This is a genomic window from Pseudomonas sp. LB3P14 (assembly GCF_054898045.1).
On the sequence record NZ_CM142714.1, the window covers coordinates 4,595,628 to 4,612,227 of the forward strand.

Annotated in this window: 16 protein-coding genes; 14 read left to right on the top strand and 2 right to left on the bottom strand. The window is 59.1% G+C overall.

The window, feature by feature from the left end; translation table 11 throughout:
• Window positions 1-36: 36 nt before the first annotated feature.
• The 6 genes from ACYZT5_RS21200 (at window position 37) to ACYZT5_RS21225 (ending at window position 3,677) form a co-directional block, all read left to right on the top strand.
• Window positions 37-339, top strand: coding sequence for a type II toxin-antitoxin system RelE/ParE family toxin (locus ACYZT5_RS21200; protein ID WP_462047257.1), 303 nt, complete (start codon window positions 37-39; stop codon window positions 337-339).
• Between the two features lie 3 nt (window positions 340-342).
• On the top strand, window positions 343-633 hold the full coding sequence (locus ACYZT5_RS21205; protein WP_461976615.1) for an addiction module antidote protein: 291 nt from the start codon (window positions 343-345) through the stop codon (window positions 631-633).
• A gap of 98 nt (window positions 634-731) precedes the next feature.
• Window positions 732-1,130: a DUF2946 domain-containing protein gene (locus ACYZT5_RS21210; protein WP_462047258.1), complete on the top strand. Its 399-nt coding sequence runs from the start codon at window positions 732-734 to the stop codon at window positions 1,128-1,130.
• 48 nt (window positions 1,131-1,178) lie between these two features.
• Window positions 1,179-1,658 carry a copper chaperone PCu(A)C gene (locus tag ACYZT5_RS21215; protein WP_462047259.1) on the top strand — a complete coding sequence of 160 codons (480 nt, stop codon included), beginning with the start codon at window positions 1,179-1,181 and terminating at the stop codon, window positions 1,656-1,658.
• 21 nt (window positions 1,659-1,679) lie between these two features.
• The gene (locus ACYZT5_RS21220) at window positions 1,680-2,108 is read left to right on the top strand and encodes a DUF2946 domain-containing protein (RefSeq protein ID WP_462047260.1); all 429 of its coding nucleotides are present in this window, start codon (window positions 1,680-1,682) and stop codon (window positions 2,106-2,108) included.
• Window positions 2,109-2,297: 189 nt separating this feature from the next.
• Complete coding sequence (locus tag ACYZT5_RS21225) at window positions 2,298-3,677, top strand: PepSY-associated TM helix domain-containing protein (protein WP_462047261.1); 1,380 nt, start codon at window positions 2,298-2,300, stop codon at window positions 3,675-3,677.
• Between the two features lie 217 nt (window positions 3,678-3,894).
• Here ACYZT5_RS21225 and ACYZT5_RS21230 read toward each other — a convergent pair whose 3' ends face one another.
• A complete protein-coding gene (locus ACYZT5_RS21230; RefSeq protein ID WP_462047262.1) occupies window positions 3,895-6,630 on the bottom strand; it encodes a hypothetical protein in 2,736 nt (911 codons plus the stop codon).
• Window positions 6,566-8,602: a DUF4329 domain-containing protein gene (locus ACYZT5_RS21235; RefSeq protein WP_462047263.1), complete on the bottom strand. Its 2,037-nt coding sequence runs from the start codon at window positions 8,600-8,602 to the stop codon at window positions 6,566-6,568. The genes ACYZT5_RS21230 and ACYZT5_RS21235 overlap by 65 nt, the downstream gene beginning before the upstream one ends.
• 307 nt (window positions 8,603-8,909) lie before the next feature.
• On the opposite strand from ACYZT5_RS21235, the gene urtA reads away from it, so the two are divergent.
• From urtA to ACYZT5_RS21275, 8 genes are all read left to right on the top strand, one after another.
• Window positions 8,910-10,175, top strand: coding sequence for an urea ABC transporter substrate-binding protein (gene urtA / locus ACYZT5_RS21240; protein WP_462047264.1), 1,266 nt, complete (start codon window positions 8,910-8,912; stop codon window positions 10,173-10,175).
• A gap of 220 nt (window positions 10,176-10,395) precedes the next feature.
• Window positions 10,396-11,898: an urea ABC transporter permease subunit UrtB gene (urtB, locus tag ACYZT5_RS21245; RefSeq protein ID WP_462047265.1), complete on the top strand. Its 1,503-nt coding sequence runs from the start codon at window positions 10,396-10,398 to the stop codon at window positions 11,896-11,898.
• Window positions 11,898-12,977 carry an urea ABC transporter permease subunit UrtC gene (gene urtC, locus ACYZT5_RS21250; RefSeq protein ID WP_462047266.1) on the top strand — a complete coding sequence of 360 codons (1,080 nt, stop codon included), beginning with the start codon at window positions 11,898-11,900 and terminating at the stop codon, window positions 12,975-12,977. The genes urtB and urtC overlap by 1 nt, the downstream gene beginning before the upstream one ends.
• Window positions 12,974-13,843: an urea ABC transporter ATP-binding protein UrtD gene (urtD, locus tag ACYZT5_RS21255; RefSeq protein ID WP_462047267.1), complete on the top strand. Its 870-nt coding sequence runs from the start codon at window positions 12,974-12,976 to the stop codon at window positions 13,841-13,843. Before urtC ends, urtD begins: the two co-directional genes overlap by 4 nt.
• A 164-nt stretch (window positions 13,844-14,007) precedes the next feature.
• Entirely contained in the window at window positions 14,008-14,706 is a 699-nt protein-coding gene (gene urtE / locus ACYZT5_RS21260) for an urea ABC transporter ATP-binding subunit UrtE (protein WP_462047268.1), read from the top strand.
• Window positions 14,707-14,762: 56 nt separating this feature from the next.
• Complete coding sequence (locus ACYZT5_RS21265) at window positions 14,763-15,602, top strand: urease accessory protein UreD (RefSeq protein ID WP_462047269.1); 840 nt, start codon at window positions 14,763-14,765, stop codon at window positions 15,600-15,602.
• A 147-nt stretch (window positions 15,603-15,749) separates the two neighbouring features.
• Window positions 15,750-16,052: an urease subunit gamma gene (ureA, locus tag ACYZT5_RS21270; protein WP_007907366.1), complete on the top strand. Its 303-nt coding sequence runs from the start codon at window positions 15,750-15,752 to the stop codon at window positions 16,050-16,052.
• A gap of 9 nt (window positions 16,053-16,061) precedes the next feature.
• Window positions 16,062-16,595 carry a GNAT family N-acetyltransferase gene (locus tag ACYZT5_RS21275; RefSeq protein WP_462047270.1) on the top strand — a complete coding sequence of 178 codons (534 nt, stop codon included), beginning with the start codon at window positions 16,062-16,064 and terminating at the stop codon, window positions 16,593-16,595.
• Window positions 16,596-16,600 lie beyond the last annotated feature (5 nt).

A 16,600-nucleotide genomic window follows, 5' to 3' on the forward strand; every position in this document is an offset into this window, starting at 1 on the left:
GCTTGCCAACCTGTATCCCAAGGAATACGATCGAACATGATCGACTTCGAACGATCCCGAGCTTTTGCCGATTGGCTTGATTTACTGAGAGACACCATTGGCAAGGCTCGGATCATCGCCAGGCTCCGATCTGCCGAACATGGAAATTTTGGTGATTGCGAACCGGTAGGCGGAACTGTTTATGAAATGCGTGTGCATTACGGTCCCGGCTACAGGATGTATTTCACCCGCCGAGGTGAAGTGGTTTATCTGCTGCTGGTGGGAGGTGACAAGTCGACTCAAAAACGAGACATCAAACGCGCCATCCAAATGGCGCAAAACATCGGTAATGAGGAGTAAATCATGGCCGAACAATTCACCCGTTTCGATGCCGCCGAATTTCTAAAAACACCAGAAGAAATGGCCGCTTACCTGGACGCCTGTTTTGAAGAAGATGCTGGCGACGGAGTGCTCATACGTGCTGCCCTTAACGACATAGCCCGAGCAAAGGGCATGACACAGATTGCCCGCGATGCAGGTCTGGGTCGTGAAAGTCTGTACAAAGCATTGGGCAGCACTGGCAATCCGGAATTCGCGACTATCATGAAGGTTGTGAAAGCTTTGGGCCTGCGCTTGCACGCCAGCGCACTCTGATCGCGCTGCGACACCACACCGCACGCCGCTTTTTTACTTATCGGCCCTGATCAGGCTAAATGGCCGCGCCTGATCGCCCACCCAACCGGATTTGTCCCATGTCCCGACAACGGCTCGCACTTGCCTGGATCGCCTGCTTCGCAGTGCTGTTCAACATGCTCGCCATGCCGATGTCCGGAGCGATGGCGCAGACGGCGAAATCGCCTGCCGAGCAGTTGTTGTGGGGCAGTTTCTGTTCGGCCAGCGGCACGAAAATGGTGGCAATCTCCCTGGGTGACATCGAGCAGAAAGCCCCGCAGAACGACGAACATTCCAACATGCAACATTGCTGGTGTTGCTCGGGTTCTGCGCCTTTAGTGGCGTTGCCCGGGCATATGCCGCAGCTGTATTTCGCGCGTTTCGATGCCAATCGAAGCCTGCCCACCGCCTCTCTCGATACACCGACACCGCGCCAGCAATGGCCGAGCCTCAACCCCCGCGCCTCCCCCCTGGTGTGATTCCTCCTCGCAATTGACCTGCGTTTTGAATCGCTCTGGAGAACTGCCATGTTGAACAAACTCATCGTTCTGGCCGCGTTGCTGTTGCCTGCCTGCTTTGCCAATGCCCACGAATACAAGGCCGGCGACCTGGAAATTGCTCACCCCTGGTCACAAGAGTTGCCGCCCAACGCGCCGACCGTTGCGGCTTACTTTGTGATTCACAACAGCGGCAAAACGGCCGACCGTTTGCTCAGCGTCGACTCACCGATTGCAGGCGTTGCCCAGTTACACGAGCACGTGAAGCAAAACGACCTGATGAAAATGCAGCAGGTGTCGAGCGTCGAAGTCCCGGCCGGTGGCGAAGTCACTTTTGCACCGATGGCCTACCACGTGATGCTGCTGGAATTGAAAGACCGCAGCCTGTTGAGCGATGGCAAACGCTTCCCGCTGACGATGCACTTCGAGAAATCCGGTGACGTGACGGTCGACGTCGCGGTGCAGAAAAAAGCACCGGACGGCATGCAAGCACACGTGCACGTTCAGTAATCGGCAGAGCTGAAAACGCCCATGCGCCCGCTTAGCGCCAGGTCATCCGCGCACCGTCGTCAGTCGTTAAACCTGACGCACGGCAGCTGGATCAGCCTGTTCGCCATGTTGATGATCTTTATCGGCCCGCTGATTTCTCAGTCGATGCCGATGTATCAACGCGCCTCAATGTCCATGAGCATGGACATGTCGGCGATGGAGCACACCGATCATGGCACGCAACCGGCGGCCGAGCACTGCCCGCCAAAAGCCGAACATCACGCGCTCTGGGAAAAATGCGGCTATTGCAGCCTGCTGTTCAATTGCCCGGCGCTGACCGGCGGCCAGTCCTTCGTCGCATTCGACACGCCAAAAGCCACCACCTTCACCACACCTTCCCCTCGCCTGGGCCACGCCCGGCAAACCTTCTTCCCCGGTGCCCGCACCCGCGCCCCACCCATCGACGCGTAAACACCCACATCCGCTCTCACACGGTTTAGAAGACAGCCCCGCTGCCGGCCGTGTCGTTTACGACTGTTCGATGGAAATTGTCATGTCCAGGTTTTCTGCTGACGCACGCTTGAGCGCTGCCTTGCCGGCAATGTGCGCCGCAACCGCAAACACACAACTAGAAGATCCATGCCAAGACGGAGCACCGTGATGAAACAGCCCAAAGTGAATTTCTACAACCTGGCCTGGCGCTGGCATTTTTATGCCGGTCTGTTCGTCGCGCCGTTCATGGTAATGCTGGCCCTGACCGGCATCATTTACCTGTTCAAACCGCAACTCGACCCGTTGATGTACGGCAGCCTGCTGAACGTCCCGGCCGGGCATCACAGCGTCCCGGCCGACGACCTGCTCAAACGGGTAAAAGAGGCGTATCCACAGGGTCAGATCAAGCAGTACCTGCCGCCGGTCAACGCCGAACGCAGCGCGCAATTTGTCGTGCTCAATGCCGGCAATGAGCTGAACGTGTTCGTCGATCCCTACCAGGGCGACATCCTCGGCGAGCAAGACGCGAAGAAGAATCTGCAAGCGGTGGCGCGAGCGATTCACGGTGAACTGATGATCGGCACCGTCGGTGATCGACTGATCGAATTGGCCGCCGGTTGGGGCGTGGTGTTGGTGGTCTCGGGCGTCTTTCTGTGGTGGCCGCGTGGCCAGGCCGCCGGAATTTTGTGGCCACGCCTCACCAGTCGCGGTCGAGTGCTCTGGCGTGACTTGCACGCAGTAACCGGGTTCTGGGGCGCTTCGTTGCTGTTGGTGATGCTGCTCAGCGGCATGACCTGGACCGGGTTCTGGGGCAAGCAATACGCCGAAGTCTGGAATGTCTTTCCGGCAGCGATGTGGGATGACGTCCCCAAGTCCGATGTCGAGGCTCGCAGCCTTAACACCGCCACCCGCCAGACCGTGCCGTGGGCGATGGAAAACACACCGATGCCGATGTCCGGCGACCACGCCGAGCACATGGCCCACGGCGGCGCGCAAGCCGGCCCCGCCGCGCCGACCATCAGCTTGCAGGATGTGCAGAACATCGCTGCGCAACGCCAGGTCGAACCGGGTTACAGCATCACCTTGCCGAAGACCGCCACCGGCGTGTTCACCATCGCGGTGTTCGCCGACGACCCGCGCAACGACGCCACCTTGCATGTCGATCAGTACACCGGCGATGTCCTCGCCGACGTGCGCTACGCGCAATACGGCGCCGTCGCCCGCGCGACGGAGATCGGCGTGATGCTGCACGAAGGCAAAATGTTCGGTCCACTCAATCAGATCATCATCCTGCTGATCTGCCTGATGATTCTGCTCAGCGCCGTCAGCGGTGTGGTGATCTGGTGGAAGCGCCGTCCACAGGGCAAGTTCGGGGTTCCGCCGCTGCGCCACGACCTGCCGAAATGGAAAACCGCGATGGTCATCATGTTTGGGCTGGCGGTGGCATTTCCGTTGGTGGGGGCTTCGCTGGTCGTCGTGTGGGTATTGGATCGGGTGCTGCTGTCGCGCTTGAGCCGGCAAACTGAAGCCAACTCACCTTCATCATGAAACAGGTGAGATGCGTGGATTAGAGGGATCTGCTGAGCATGTTGATCGTGTTGATGATCGCCAACCGCAATGGCCGGCTGGTCAGCGATCGGTTGCTGCTGTGCGGCGTGGCACCGCTGCGATCGGCGGCCTGTTCTTCATCGGCCTGATGCACAAAAAATGACGGCGCGCCTGCCAGGGCGCACCGTCTGCGACTGCCCACATGCCAGGCGGATAATTACAGTTCGTCCCGACCCCGGACAAAGCCGAGCTGGGAAGGCAGTTTCCGACGCTCACGCCACTTCAATCCCATGCGACCGGTTTGCCTCCAGTAATGCCCGGCGATCAACACCCGAAAGTCTGCGACATCGACCAGCCTGGAAATGAATTCTGCGGGAGAAAGGCCCGCCTCCCACTTCCCGCCCGTGAACACCACCGGTTTGGTCAGCAACAAATCTCTTTCAGCATTCGTGTAGGCGGGAGTGAGCCTGATCAGCACACCGTGGGGGGTTGAGTAGTAATAGTCCTTGATACCGAACCCTTTGCTTTTGAGGTCATGAGTGTGCGCATGAACCATGCCGGGTGAAGCGAAATTGGCATAGACCTCCTCGATATCCGGCGCGAGCGTCGTGTTGCCTGACAAATAAAGTTGGTGGGTCGCCATGAGCGTGTAATCGGCGGGATACAGTGGCGACGGATTGTGGAAGGTTGTTGAAGAATCCCACGCTTTGCGGAAGATTCGATCGAGAGGGCTTTCTCCGGTAGCGGAGCTTGGCAGGGGCTCAAGCGGAATGAAACGAGTCGACCTGTCCAAAAGCCGCGGCGTCCGTGTAAGTATCGCGCTCTCGAAACCGCCCACACGTTCATAACCGCTGCCCGCGCGGTGCTGTGTGTAGCGGGCGGCATCATCGGCATGATGAAACACCGGGCCCAGCGCCGGTTTCGGGTTGGCGGCCCAGCGCTCGCGACTGGAAACATCCGCCATGCGCGGTAGCCAGCCTTCGTCGACCCTTCCGTGCCGTGACCAGTAATCGCTGGTCACAATGACGTCGAGCTTGCCGGCCCGTGCCATGCGCTGGATATAGTCCGACAGATCGAACCTGCCTCGCGAAACATCACTTTCATCCCGAGTCGCCTGCTCCAGCGAAGCGAACGAGTTTTTCCTCAGTTTTTCCTGGCCGAACTCGTCGAAAAATTCACCGGTCTCAAAACTGTTCATCTGGTAACGCAACAGCGCACCATCGGCGCAGGAGAAATAAATCGGCCTGTATCCCTGAGGAGTGTCAGCTGCCGCGCAAATCTGGTGAACATCCAGTGGTGAAAGAAAAAACTGCCGGGAGTCATCGTCCAGCGTGCTTTCCAAAGCGCGTTGAGCGCTCAGGTACAGCGCATGCAGAGCATATCGGTCGGGTAATGTCCCCTGCGGGAAGACTCGATCGGTTGCCATCCGCGAGTGCTGGGTCTCCACTGGCATGCTGGCGGAAAAAACGCCGCTGCGTCGGTTCCATAAAATGAAACCGAATGTCTGCACTGTTCGATCGCCCGAGGCTTCGTGAACATGGCGCGCGGCAGCGTTGTCCTGAATAAAGATCGGGCTGCACGCCGGTTCGCTTAAGGCCCTGGCGTAATCCAGCACAGAAGGCGCAAACGCAGGATAAGGTTGCCAATGGGTGACCGGGCCTGCCGGCCCCCACAGGCGGCTACCGACAACCACATGCAGGTTGCCTGCTTTCACCAACGCGCTAACCCATTCGCTGGGTTTCAATGTGCCGTCGTGTATATGCTGTTTGATTTGCCGAGCGTCAAGCTCGCCAGGCGCGCCTCGCCTGCCCGTCAGCATGATCTTGAGGATAGCCACGAACTCGTTGTACGGCCCCGAGTTATAGCGGACCACACAACCGTCAGGCCCGAACAGATACTCTGTCTTGCGCGTCGCTATCGACTGTTGAAAAGCGGTGAGCAATGTATCAGCCGACAGCATGTTCAAATAGATTTGTTTCTCCACTTCAGACATGACCAATGCCAACTCTGTCGAAGCTCTCGAGCGGTAGCGCCCCACGGCGATACAGTTCGCGGGATACAGCCCGGACTGGCGATACACATCAGGGAAGATCTCCTTGTCATCGAAGTTTTCCTGCTGAACTTCAATGGGATCTGTAGCCAGATACATTCCATCCTCTCGCTTGAGCAGCAGGCCACCAAAGCGTTTGCCTGAATGATCCGAGATTCGGGAACGGGCATGCACAACAGCGTCATCCGGTTGATGGAATACCGGGCCAAGCCACCGACGTTGCAGGTTCATATAGGGACGCCAACTCAGATCGACCGGCCAGGGCCTGTCCCAGCACAAGCTCGTGCGCATCACCTTGAGTCCGCCATGGTTGGCAACCACATGGACAAAATCCTCAGGCTGCAGCTTTCCGCTGGCCAGGTTGTTCTTGATGTCCTCCAGTCCCATATTGGGTGTGTCGTTGTCGAACAGTTTGTTTCCCTTGCGATTGTCAAATTTCAGGAAGGCGCCATCCTGGCTGGAAATGTACAACGCGATGGGATCGGCCGATTCCGTGACCGGACGCCGCCGCGAGTAATACACCGCACTGAAGAGATCTTCAGGGGTAATGAAGTATTGCGACAGCCAGGATTTTCGCCCGTCTGCCAGATGTCTCAAGCGCTGGCGCGAGTAGAAAAATGCATGACGTCGAAAACCTTCCGGGTACTGATACCAGGGTGGCACCCTGGACACGCCGAAGAGACTTTGCGGTTGGAAAACATCGTTGGTTCTGGCACCGATCGGAACCAGCTCGGTGGCGACATACTCTTCGCGTTCGTTGTGCTTGAGGATAAAACCGAACCACGCTTGCTCCTGGTCGTGCAGGCGCACGTCACGGTTGTACTGATCCTCCGCGGCCTCATCCGCGGAGGAAAAAACCGCACCGAACGCGACTTGCGCCGGACGTACCCATTTCCAGGGCAAGGACGGGGGGGGACCATGCAGCCGTCACCCGTCCTCGTGGCCCCCACATTTCACTGTTGACCAAGACAGTCAGACGACCTGCAGCCGCCTGCTCCCTGATGAAGTCGCTCGGCATCGAGGCGCCGGTTTCCAGCGCCACTGCCAGTGGGCCCGGATGCTTTGGGGTGCCCAGGCGTTTTGCCAGTTCCTGCGCGGTTGTCGTTTCAAAGGGTTCGAACCTGACCAGACTCTTTTGGGCACCTGACAAATAGAGAGGTACCTCATCAAGAAACACCTGCCTCACCTCCTCGACACTGAGCATTTGCAGACTCAGCGCGGCTTCCTGGCGAGACCACTTCAACCTGTCCACTTTTAACGGATCAAGCCGCGACAGCGCCCCGTGAGAGACAAAATGTCCCTCCAAGACATGATCATCGGGAAAGATGAGGCGACCCTCATTGTCGCGAGGATACAACTGCCCATGGCTGATCGCTTCGACATTGCCCTCAAGCGGTTCAGTCGCGATGAAGCGTTTGTCATGGCGTTGAAAGACAAACCCCGCGTACTGACGGTCACGACGGTTGCCGACCTTGTCATGGACGTAGCGGGCAGCGTCGTCGGCAGCCAAAAATGCCGGACTCATCTTCGGCCATGAGAAATCGGCGAAAGGAACCCAGTCGAGCCCGACCGGCCCGAGTCGATCCCACAGCGGACTGCCGCGCAAGACTTCCAGCCCCCCGGTCAGTGCCAGCACGGATACAAACTCGCGCGGCTGAAGCGTTCCGGCCTGCATCCTGACTTGCAGGCCTCCATCGTCAATGGTGCCGTCCGGCTTGTTCACACTCAGCGCCGCTTCGAACTTGGAACCGCTGAAGCGGTACTTCAACATCGAGGAATCCCGGGCCTGCATGTATAGCGACAATGGCCTGTCGGACAGCGCCTTGCTTTTGGCGTGACAAGCAACGGCAACAGCCATCTCAATCGGCGTGAAGAAGTTTTCGTAAAGCCACGGCTGAATCAGGGGAAACCGGGAAGGATCGGGGCGGGAGGCATAATAAAAACCGTCCAGCACCCAGCCGGCAGGCAGCTGCAATTGGCCGTTGTCATCGCGTGGAAAAAAAAAGGCGGGATCCCAGGATGACAAACCGGCAGGACGCGCCTGTGTCGCGACGTACTCATTGACCGCAAGTTTTTTGAGCACTAATCCCGAAGTTTCTGCGCCCAGGGGTTTCAATGCAGCAAGTACCGCTCGTTCGGCGCCGACACAAATACGTGTCATGAGTGGCAACTCAGTTAATACCTGCTTGGGAAAAGTTTTGCCTGGTTGCCAGTCCGACGGCACTTTGCCGACGAAGCCGCTCCAGTCCGCATTGGGCACAATGACTTTCAGCTCGCCGATCGAGGCGACCTTTCGGATGATGTTCACCACGCCAAAGGCACCCACAGGATTGCCACGCGGCGCCCCCGCTCTAAGCCAGAGGTAATAGCTGGTTTCTTCCTTCGAACCGCTGGGCGAATACTTGAGCAGCGACCCGTCAGGACCAGAGAGATAAGCACTGCGAAAGAAGGAGCGCTCCGACACGTCGGCAATGAAATCCATGTCCGAGAAAAAATTGAGGAAGAGCCTGAGGGTGGCTTCGTCCATGCCTGGATTGGCCTCGCGGATTTTATCGTGCGCGGCTGGATGGGAATGTACGTTTGCAACGCAGGTATAACCCTTGGGATGTACGTAATGACCCTTTAAGTCGATGTCGATAATGGTTCTGAGGTCAAACCGATTCACCTCGCCGCGCACGGGCTTGGTGGCCACAAAATCGCCATCCGGCATAAGCAGGATCACACTTCCATACTCCCGGTCCGTGTTGGCCGGGATCTGGCTGTGAACCCAGTACGCGGCGTCCTCCTCAGTCAGGAAACCCCGGCTCAGTTTTGGCAGTCTGGCTTTGAGAGGAGGTACGGCGGCGCGGGGTTCCCGGCTAGACACGTCATTCATGATCAAAATCCTTTTAGAGGGAATCGGGATAGCTATCGAATGAGTGTGTCCGTGTGGCCCAGGTGATCAGCGGTACATAGTTATCGTTTATGTATCCATTGGTGCGACTACGCTGCGCCCCAATCTGGCGCACCTCTTCGCACCAACGCGCCAGGCGCGATCCTTCATGGTGCGCCGCCCAAACCGTGCAACCGCTCTAATGCGACATTTCCCTGCCTTTTGCCGACCAGGCACAGCCCTTGCTAAAGACCCTTCAGTAGTCCGCATCTGCCACCCATAAAATTCATAAGTTCATGGAGATCGCACAATGAAGCGTCGCAGCTTGATCAAGGCTTTCACACTATCGGCAAGCATTGCCGCGATGGGCATGACCTGGACTGTCCAGGCCGCCGAGACCATCAAGGTCGGTATTCTGCATTCGTTGTCCGGCACCATGGCGATCTCCGAAACGTCGCTCAAAGACATGGCCTTGATGACCATCGACGAGATCAACGCCAAGGGTGGCGTAAACGGCAAGATGCTCGAACCCGTGGTCGTGGACCCCGCGTCGAACTGGCCGCTGTTCGCCGAAAAGGGCCGCCAGTTGCTGACCCAAGACAAGGTCGCAGTGGTGTTTGGTTGCTGGACGTCGGTGTCGCGCAAGTCGGTATTGCCGGTGTTCGAGGAGCTCAACGGCCTGCTGTTCTACCCGGTGCAATACGAAGGTGAAGAGATGTCGCCGAACGTGTTCTACACCGGCGCCGCGCCGAACCAGCAGGCGATCCCGGCGGTGGAATACCTGATGAGCGAAGAAGGCGGCAGCGCCAAGCGTTACTTCCTGTTGGGCACCGACTACGTCTACCCACGCACCACCAATAAGATCCTGCGTTCGTTTCTGCATTCCAAAGGTGTGGCGGACAAAGACATCGAAGAGGTCTACACCCCGTTCGGCCACAGCGACTATCAAACCATCGTGGCCAACATCAAAAAATTCTCGGCCGGTGGCAAGACAGCGGTCATCTCTACCGTCAACGGCGACTCCAACGTGCCGTTCTATAAAGAACTGGCCAACCAGGGTCTGAAAGCCACTGACGTTCCAGTCGTGGCGTTCTCGGTCGGTGAAGAAGAACTGCGCGGCATCGACACCAAACCGTTGGTGGGCAACCTCGCGGCGTGGAACTACTTTGAGTCGGTCGAGAACCCGGCGAACAAGAAGTTCGTTACCGACTGGAAAGCCTACGCCAAGAAACACAACCTGCCGGGCGCCGACAAAGCGGTGACCAACGACCCGATGGAAGCCACCTACGTGGGCATCCACATGTGGGCGCAAGCGGCTGAGAAAGCCAAGTCTACCGACGTCGACAAAGTCCGCGAGGCCTTGGCCGGGCAGACTTTTGCCGCGCCGTCCGGTTACACCCTGACCATGGACAAGACCAACCACCACCTGCACAAGCCGGTGATGATCGGCGAGATTCAGGCGGACGGTCAGTTCAATGTGGTGTGGCAGACCGAAGGGCCGATCCGTGCCCAGCCGTGGAGTCCGTTTATTCCGGGCAACGACAAGAAGCCGGAGTATGCGGTGAAGAGCAACTGAGGCGGATCTGGAGTTTGGGGTGGGTCTGAGATCCACCCCTCACCCCAGCCCTCTCCCCAATGGGGAGAGGGGGAAAGGGAGCCGATCTTCATGCTTTTCAAAGCCTGAGTTCGACTCGAATTTGCAGGTCGCAGCAAATTGGCCAAACACCTCGGTCAGTCCCCTCTACCCTCTGGGGAGAGGGTTAGGGTGAGGGGTCGATTGAACAGGAACACCACCAATGCCCACTGCCCTTTACCGCCTACTCCTCGCCATCGCATTTTTTTTGCCGATGGCCACCCACGCCGGCGACGCCGAAGACTTCGTCGCCGCCAATCCCGTGCAACAAGCAAAACTCCTGGAAACCTGGGCCGCACAGCCCGATCCGGCCCGTATCGAACTGATCAACGCCCTGCAACAAGGCGAATTGACCGTCGATGGCCAACCAAAAACCCTGCGCCTGAATAATCGCCTGCGCGGTCTGATCGACACCGCGCTGGCCAGCCACCAATTGCTCGCCACAGACGCCAACATCCGTCTGGCCGCCGCGCAGCAATTGCAGAAAAGCGCTAAACCGGCGCAGCTTGCATTCCTCGACCAGCAACTGGCTGGCGAAAAAGACCAAAGCGTTCACGCGGCGTTGAGCCTGGCGCTGGCCAATTTGCAACTGGTGGACACCAACCCGGCCGTGCGCCTTGCCGCTGTGCGTCTGCTCGGTGAAACCGGCGATCCACTGGCTCGCACTCGCCTCGAAAGCCTGCTGCAACCCGGTGTCGAAGCCGACGCCAATGTGCGTACCGCTGCCGAAACCAGCCTCGCTCAAGTCAAACGCAAACTGCTGATTGGCGAGATCCTCGGTCAGGCCTTCAGCGGTATGTCACTCGGTTCGATCCTGTTGCTCGCGGCCCTCGGTCTGGCGATCACCTTCGGTCTGCTCGGCGTCATCAACATGGCTCACGGCGAAATGCTGATGCTCGGCGCGTACTCGACGTACGTGGTGCAGCTGATGTTCCAGCGCTTCGCCCCGCAAGCCATCGAGTACTACCCGCTGATCGCCTTGCCGGTGGCATTTTTCGTGACTGCCGCTATCGGCATGGCGCTGGAACGCACGGTGATTCGCCACCTTTACGGCCGCCCGCTGGAAACCCTGCTCGCCACGTGGGGCATCAGCCTCATGCTGATTCAGCTTGTCCGATTGATGTTCGGCGCGCAGAACGTTGAAGTGGCCAACCCGGCGTGGCTGTCGGGCGGGATTCAAGTGCTGCCCAACCTGGTGCTGCCGTACAACCGCATCGTGATCATCGCGTTCGCGCTGTTTGTGGTGGTGCTGACCTGGTTGCTGCTGAACAAGACGCGCCTCGGCTTGAACGTGCGCGCCGTCACGCAGAACCGCAACATGGCCGCCTGCTGCGGCGTGCCGACCGGTCGCGTGGACATGCTCGCCTTCGGCCTCGGCTCGGGCATTGCCGGGCTCGGCGGCGTGGCGCTCAGCCAGATCGGCAACGTCGGCCCGGACCTTGGCCAGAGCTACATCATCGACTCGTTCCTGGTGGTGGTGCTCGGCGGTGTCGGGCAGTTGGCCGGTAGCGTGCTGGCGGCCTTCGGCCTGGGCATCGCCAACAAAATTCTCGAACCGCAGATCGGTGCCGTGCTCGGCAAGATCCTGATCCTCGCGCTGATCATTCTGTTCATTCAGAAACGTCCGCAAGGCCTCTTCGCACTGAAAGGACGGGTGATCGACTGATGAATCAGCCCCTGCTCGTTACCGCAACACAAAAAGCCGGTCCCAAGGTCACGATTGCCGTTGGCGCAGTGATCCTCGTTCTGCTGCTGGCATTGCCGCTGCTATCGTTGTTATCGCCGGACAGCACGTTTCATGTCTCTGCGTACACGCTAACCCTGATGGGCAAGATTCTCTGCTACGCAATTGTCGCGCTGGCCCTCGATCTGGTTTGGGGTTACGCCGGTCTGCTGTCCCTCGGTCACGGCTTGTTCTTCGCCCTCGGCGGCTATGCGATGGGCATGTACCTGATGCGCCAGGCCTCGGGCGATGGCTTGCCAGCGTTCATGACCTTCCTGTCGTGGACTGAATTGCCGTGGTACTGGACCGGCACCAGCAGCTTCCTCTGGTCAATGTGTCTGGTGGTATTGGCGCCGGGGTTACTGGCGCTGGTGTTCGGCTTCTTCGCCTTCCGCTCGCGGATCAAGGGCGTGTATTTCTCGATCATGACGCAGGCCCTGACCTTCGCCGGGATGCTGCTGTTCTTCCGCAACGAAACCGGGTTTGGCGGCAACAACGGCTTCACCAACTTCCGCACCATTCTCGGGTTTGGCATCACCGAACCGGGCACCCGCGCGGTGCTGTTTTTCGCCACCGTGGTGTTGCTGGTGGCGAGCCTGTTCATCGGTTGGCGCCTGGCGCAGAGCAAGTTCGGCCGGGTGTTGACCGCCTTGCGGGATGCGGAAAACCGCCTGATGTTTTGCGGCTACGACCCGCGTGGTTTCAAGCTGTTTGTCTGGGTGTTGAGCGCAGTGCTCTGCGGCCTGGCCGGCGCGCTGTACGTGCCGCAAGTCGGGATCATCAACCCCAGTGAAATGTCGCCGACCAACTCCATTGAAGCCGCGGTTTGGGTGGCGCTGGGTGGTCGCGGCACGCTGATCGGCCCGTTGCTCGGCGCCGGTGTGGTCAACGGCATGAAGAGCTGGTTCACCGTGGCCTTCCCCGAATACTGGCTGTTCTTCCTCGGTGCGCTGTTCATCGTCGTGACCTTGTATCTGCCCAAAGGCGTGATCGGGCTGCTGAAAAAAAGAGGTGAGCAATGAGAGTGACTGCGACGGCTGAATTCATGCTCGAACCGGCGTTTTTCCCCGTAGAGCCCAACAAGGACGCCGGCAGCAGCCGCGACGCGATCGGCCTCGGCCAGCGCGTCGGTCCGGGCCTGAACACCCGCCACGGCACTATCCTGACGCTTGAAGACATCAGCGTCAGCTTCGATGGTTTCAAGGCGCTGAACGACTTGAACCTGTACATCGGCGTCGGCGAATTGCGCTGCATCATCGGCCCCAACGGCGCAGGCAAGACCACGCTGATGGACGTGATCACCGGCAAGACTCGCCCCAGTCACGGCAAAGCCTGGTTCGGCGAAACCCTCGACCTGACGCAGATGAGCGAAGTGCAGATCGCTCAGGCCGGCATCGGTCGCAAGTTCCAGAAGCCGACGGTGTTCGAAGCCTTGAGCGTTTTTGAAAACCTGGAGCTGGCGCAGAAAACCGACAAATCGGTGTGGGCCAGCCTGCGGGCTCGCCTGAGTGGCGAACAGAAAGATCGTATCAGCGAGGTGCTGGACACCATTCGCCTGACCAGCTCGGTCAATCGCCCGGCGGGCTTGTTGTCCCACGGTCAGAAGCAGTTTCTGGAAATCGGCATGTTGCTGATGCAGGACCCGCAACTGTTGCTGCTCGACGAACCGGTGGCGGGCATGACCGACGCCGAAACCGAATTCACCGCCGAACTGTTCAAGAGCCTGGCGGGCAAGCATTCGCTGATGGTGGTGGAGCACGACATGGGTTTCGTCGGCTCCATCGCCGACCACGTCACCGTGTTGCACCAGGGCAGCGTGCTGGCCGAAGGGTCGCTGGAACAGGTGCAGGACAATGAGCGGGTGATTGAGGTTTATCTCGGTCGCTAGACCTGTGAATGATCGTTCCCACGCTCTGCGTGGGAATGCCGCCTGGGACGCTCCGCGTCCCGCTGACAATGCAGGGCTCAAGTCCTGCGCACGGGTGACGCAGAGCGTCACGGGATGCATTCCCACGCAGAGCGTGGGAACGATCACTGGGGGAGAATTTGAACATGCTGCAAGTCGACAAGCTGCACCAGTATTACGGCGGTAGCCACATCCTCCGGGGCTTGACGTTTGAGGTGAAGGTCGGTGAAGTCACCTGCCTGCTCGGGCGCAACGGTGTGGGCAAGACCACGCTGCTCAAGTGCCTGATGGGCCTGTTGCCGGCCAAGGAAGGCGCGGTGAACTGGGAAGGCAAACCGATCACCACGTTCAAGCCTCACCAGCGGGTGCATGCCGGAATCGCTTATGTGCCTCAGGGTCGGGAGATTTTCGGCCGGCTGACCGTGGAAGAAAACCTGCTGATGGGCCTGTCGAGATTTCCCGGCTCTGAAGCCAAGGAAGTCCCGGCGTTCATCTACGAGCTGTTTCCGGTGCTGCTGCAAATGAAGCAACGGCGCGGGGGTGATTTGTCCGGTGGCCAACAGCAGCAATTGGCGATCGGCCGAGCGTTGGCCAGTCGTCCACGCCTGCTGATTCTCGACGAGCCCACTGAAGGCATCCAGCCGTCGGTGATCAAGGAAATCGGCGCGGTGATCAAAAAGCTCGCAGCCCGTGGTGACATGGCGATTTTGCTGGTGGAGCAGTTCTATGATTTCGCCGCTGAACTGGCCGATCAGTACCTGGTGATGTCCCGGGGCGAGATCGTGCAACAGGGACAGGGTGAAAATATGGAAGCCGAGGGTGTACGCGGCCTGGTTACGATATAAGGCTACGATCTAAGGTTACGATCTAATCTGTAGCGTCCCAACGATAATTAGAAACCATGAATTTACCTGTTCCCACCGCCGTGTTTACCCCCAGCTGGCATGCCGAGCTGGAACTCGGCTACGCCCGATTCGGCGACAGTACGCGCCCGATTCAGCGCCGCCACAAAGGCCCGCTGCGGGTGCAGAAGCATCTGTATGCCGAAGGGCCGGAAGTCTGCCAGCACATCATCGTGCACCCGCCGGGCGGGATTGCCGGCGGTGATCGGCTGGACATCTCGGCCAGTGTCGGCACGGACGCCTGGGCGCAAATCACCAGCCCTGGCGCGGCCAAGTGGTATCGCGCGGCGGGGCCCGCCTATCAGCAGCTGGATTTGAAAGTGGCGAGCGGTGCGACACTGGAATGGTTGCCGCAAGAGACGATCATTTTCAGTGCCGCGCAGGCTGAACTCAGCACGTGTATCGACCTGGAAGGCGATGCCCGATTGTTTTACTGGGACGTGGTGGCGCTGGGGCGTCCGGCCAGCGGCGAGCGTTTCGACCTCGGACATTTTCAGGCGCAGCTGGACATCCGCCGCGACGGCCAGTTGCTCTGGCATGAACGCCAGCGCATTGTCGGGGGTGACGGATTGCTTGATTCGCCGATCGGGCTGGATCGGCAACCGGTGTTTGCGACGCTGTTGGTGACTGGGGACATCGACAGTGAACTGCTGGAAACCTGTCGCTCGCTGCCCAATGGCGTACGCGGGGATTTGACCCAGTTGCCGGGGCTTTTGGTTGCTCGGTGTCTGGCGGGTGAAGCGCTGTTGGCCCGGGGTTGGCTTATTGATTTGTGGCGGTTGCTTCGACCTGCTTTGTTAGGCCGAGAAGCAGTCCCTCCCAGAATATGGAGCACCTGAACACCGATCCCCTGTAGGAGCGAGGCTTGCCCGCGAAAGCGAACTTACATTCAACATTTGCGTTGTCTGACACTCCGCTTTCGCGGGCAAGCCTCGCTCCTACAGGGGTGTAGTCACCTTTTTATCTGCCAAATATGGATTTTTACGATGGACCTGACCCCACGCGAAAAAGACAAGCTGCTGATCTTCACCGCCGGCCTCGTGGCCGAGCGGCGTTTGGCTCGCGGCGTGAAACTCAACTATCCGGAAGCCATGGCCTACATTTCAGCAGCGCTGCTCGAAGGCGCCCGTGACGGCCAGACCGTGGCCGAGCTGATGCATTTCGGCACCACCCTGCTCAGTCGCGAACAAGTGATGGAAGGCATCCCGGAAATGATTCCGGAGATCCAGGTCGAAGCGACCTTTCCCGACGGCACCAAACTGGTCACCGTCCACCAACCGATCGCCTGAGGCCGCGCCATGACGTATCACATTCGCGATGCAGCGCATGCCGACTTGCCGGCGATCCGCGACATTTACAACGACGCCGTGCTTAACACCACGGCCATCTGGAACGAACAGGCCGTGGACCTGGGTAACCGCCAGGCCTGGTTCAGCGCCCGGCAATCCCAGGGTTACCCGATTCTGGTGATCGCCGACAGCGACAACACTGTCCTGGGCTACGCTTCATTTGGTGACTGGCGCCCGTTCGACGGGTTCCGCCACACCGTTGAGCACTCGGTTTACGTTCGCAGCGACCAGCGTGGCAATGGTCTCGGCCCGCAATTGATGACCGCGTTGATCGAGCGTGCCAAAGCTTGCGACAAGCACGTCATGGTCGCCGCCATCGAAAGTGGTAATGCCGCTTCTATTCGCCTGCATGAACGAGCCGGTTTCGTGACGACCGGCCAGATGCCTCAGGTGGGCACCAAATTCGGTCGCTGGCTGGACCTGACCTTTATGCAACTGACCCTCAATCCTGGCGCGCAGCCGCCTACCGCCAACAAGGAGTAATGTCC